Origin of the sequence: Acidiplasma cupricumulans (genome assembly GCF_001402935.1) — an archaeon.
GTDB lineage: Archaea > Thermoplasmatota > Thermoplasmata > Thermoplasmatales > Thermoplasmataceae > Acidiplasma > Acidiplasma aeolicum.
On sequence record NZ_LKBH01000141.1, the window covers coordinates 1 to 2,738 of the forward strand.

Sequence of the window (2,738 nt, forward strand, 5' to 3'; positions counted from 1 at the left end):
CTTCCGATCTAATTTAAGTTACTTGATTTATTATACTGGATGGTTATGCCAATGGAATCATTAAATATATTTACTTACAATGCACAGGAATACATACGGGAGATTGCCAAGGCTGGAACAAACAGCGATATTACATTATACCATAGAAAGGACGGAGACAGGATATTTACATTTATAGAGCCCTCAAAGTATCCTGATAAGCTTTCATCCTTAACAGATTCAATATTTCCGGCGGATATTGCCGTTATTTCAGGAAAAAATCTTGACAAACATTTTGGTGAGGTGATCGTTGCCCTTGATTTGATGGGCAAGAAAAATGGATTTATAATATCGGATGAGGATAAAAAGGATATAATAAAAAAAATTATTTCAAATACAAATTTAAGAAATTATAATATATTTACTGGCAGACCAATGGAACTTGTGGATCAATTATCCGATGTTATTCCTGAAAGAAAATTAAACGGAAATTATACATTAATAGATCATTTTTTTAAGGTGAGGGGGGTTGGCACTGTTGCCCTTGGATTTGTTCTTTCAGGCGAAATTAAAAAACATGATAAATTAATAATTTCGGATATTGATAAGGAAATAGAGATAAAATCCATACAGATGAATGATGTTGATGTTGAATCAGCCAGCACCGGGTCAAGGGTTGGGCTGGCACTTAAAAACATTGAACCAGAATCCATGTCCCGTGGCATGCTGCTATCGGATAAACCGTTTGAGTATAAAACTGAAATATCAGGAAATATAAATATACACAGTTCCGTGAAAAACAGGCCTGAAAACAGCTATGAGGCATTCGTTTCAGATATGATGAGATACCAGCGCGGGCGTGTTGAAAATAATAAGATAATTCTTGATAAAAAAATACCTGTAATAAAAAATAATATTGTGTTAAGCAATAATAATATTATCCCCAGGGTTTTTGCAACCCTGAATTTTTAATTTTATTTTCAATCATTTCCCTTGTTCCTATGTCATGCCTTATATAATAACTTCCAGTTATGTACTTTAAATGTTCCTCAACTATGTCTGAGGCCTCATATATTGAGTCTGAAATCCCTGTAAGTGCAAGTGCCCTTGAATGTCCAGTTTTGACAGTTTGCATTGTTCCTGAAACAGAGGCATAGTACAGTTTAAAATTTTCAGATTCGAGATTCGTTCCAATCTTTAATTCTGATTCAACAGGATTTATTCCATATCCTGGTGGTACAATATACTTTAATACTGTTGCCTTTTTTTCAAATTTAATATTATTTTTAAGAGTTTCGCTGTAAATATCCAGAAATATGTCCACAATGTTTGATCTTAATAATGTTAAAACGTTAATACCCTCAGGGTCTGCAAACCTTGAGTTTATTTCAATAACCTTTATACCATGATTGGTGGACATGAACTGGCCGTAGATTACCCCCTTAAATGGATTTCCCTCCTCTCTTAGGGCATATATTATTTTCTTTAATATTCCCTCGGCAATTTCCCTATCTCCAGCCCTCAGGAATGGCAGTGAGAAATTTGAATCTGTAATTGAACCCATTCCACCGGTATTTGGTCCAGTGTCACCCTCATAGAGCCTTTTATAATCCTGTGCGATGGGCATAAATACAAGATGCTTTCCATCTGTAAAGGCCTGTAGTGAGAACTCCTCCCCGCTTTCCTTTTTTTCTATTAAGACCTTCCCATCCCTATTAAGTATGTATCTCGCATAATCCAGAGCCTCATCCTTTCCTGAAAGCTGAAGGCCCATAACCTTAACGCCCTTTCCACCTGTAAGACCTATTGGTTTAACAGCATATTCACCGTTATTTTCATTAAAAAATTTTTTCAGTGAATCCTCATCATCAAATACATAATTCTCTATATTACCCTCTATTTTATATTTCTCCATTATGTATCTCATGTATTCCTTTGATGTTTCAATTCTGGCGGCCTTTCTTGATGGTGACGCTGTCGGTATGTGATTTTCAAGCAGGTAATCATTAAGGTCTGTATTTAATATATCATCAGGGCTTATGAATGCTATATCTATATTATTCTCCCTGGCGAAATTCAGTACGAATTCATTTGCATTATCACCGTATTTAATATATTTGTGGGACATTTTTATAATTGATGGGTTCTCATTTAATATCACACTGTATAATGTATCCTTTTCATTAATTTTCCTTGCAATGGCATCCTCCCTTCCACCACTGCCAACAAGCAGAATGTTCATTTTTCAACCTCTTTTTTCAAAGTTCTCTTGTTGATATTGAATTTAGTGTAAAAATTTTTTGTTACATTATACCTGTGTGTGTTTCTATATCTTTTTGCTGATATCATGCCAGATTTTTTTAAAGATTCAACCGCCTCAAGGTAATTATATCCAAACTGTTCCCTTAAATCACCGGAGATTGCATTTGGATGCTTAAATATATATGAGAGCATTGCCAGTTCCTTATCATTGAATTCCTTCTCAATAAATGGTGATACTATATCAGAAAATTCATCAGAAAGCTTTATTTTATATTTATTTCCAAATCTCCCCACTGTGAGTGAACTGTTTATCTCTTTATAACCTGTTTCTATTGCCTTAATGGCCTTTAAAACCTCATTATTGTCAATGTTCAAATAATCGCCTATATCAGAAACTTTTAGTGGCTCCTTGCTTGAATATAATATTGCCTCAATTTTTTTAACAGTATCATCCATAAAAAACTATATGCATAATATAATTTTATTTTTATCCATAA

General features: G+C 33.9%; 3 protein-coding genes. 1 reads left to right on the forward strand and 2 read right to left on the reverse strand.

The window, feature by feature from the left end:
• Positions 1-51: 51 nt before the first annotated feature.
• Complete coding sequence (locus AOG55_RS04225) at positions 52-951, forward strand: EF-Tu/IF-2/RF-3 family GTPase (RefSeq protein WP_048101341.1); 900 nt, start codon at positions 52-54, stop codon at positions 949-951.
• On the opposite strand, the gene purD is transcribed toward AOG55_RS04225, so the two are convergent.
• Together purD and AOG55_RS04235 are read right to left on the reverse strand one after the other, a co-directional pair.
• A complete protein-coding gene (gene purD, locus AOG55_RS04230) occupies positions 917-2,221 on the reverse strand; it encodes a phosphoribosylamine--glycine ligase (RefSeq protein WP_048100992.1) in 1,305 nt (434 codons plus the stop codon). The two genes, AOG55_RS04225 and purD, sit on opposite strands and share 35 nt — an antisense overlap.
• Complete coding sequence (locus AOG55_RS04235) at positions 2,218-2,697, reverse strand: SMC-Scp complex subunit ScpB (RefSeq protein ID WP_048100993.1); 480 nt, start codon at positions 2,695-2,697, stop codon at positions 2,218-2,220. The genes purD and AOG55_RS04235 overlap by 4 nt, the downstream gene beginning before the upstream one ends.
• Between the last annotated feature and the right edge of the window lie 41 nt (positions 2,698-2,738).

Coding starts and splice junctions, on each gene's coding strand:
- AOG55_RS04225 (WP_048101341.1), top strand. CDS start 52: ATGGAATCATTAAATATATTTACTTACAATGCACAGGAATACATACGG.
- AOG55_RS04235 (WP_048100993.1), bottom strand. CDS start 2,697: ATGGATGATACTGTTAAAAAAATTGAGGCAATATTATATTCAAGCAAG.
- purD (WP_048100992.1), bottom strand. CDS start 2,221: ATGAACATTCTGCTTGTTGGCAGTGGTGGAAGGGAGGATGCCATTGCA.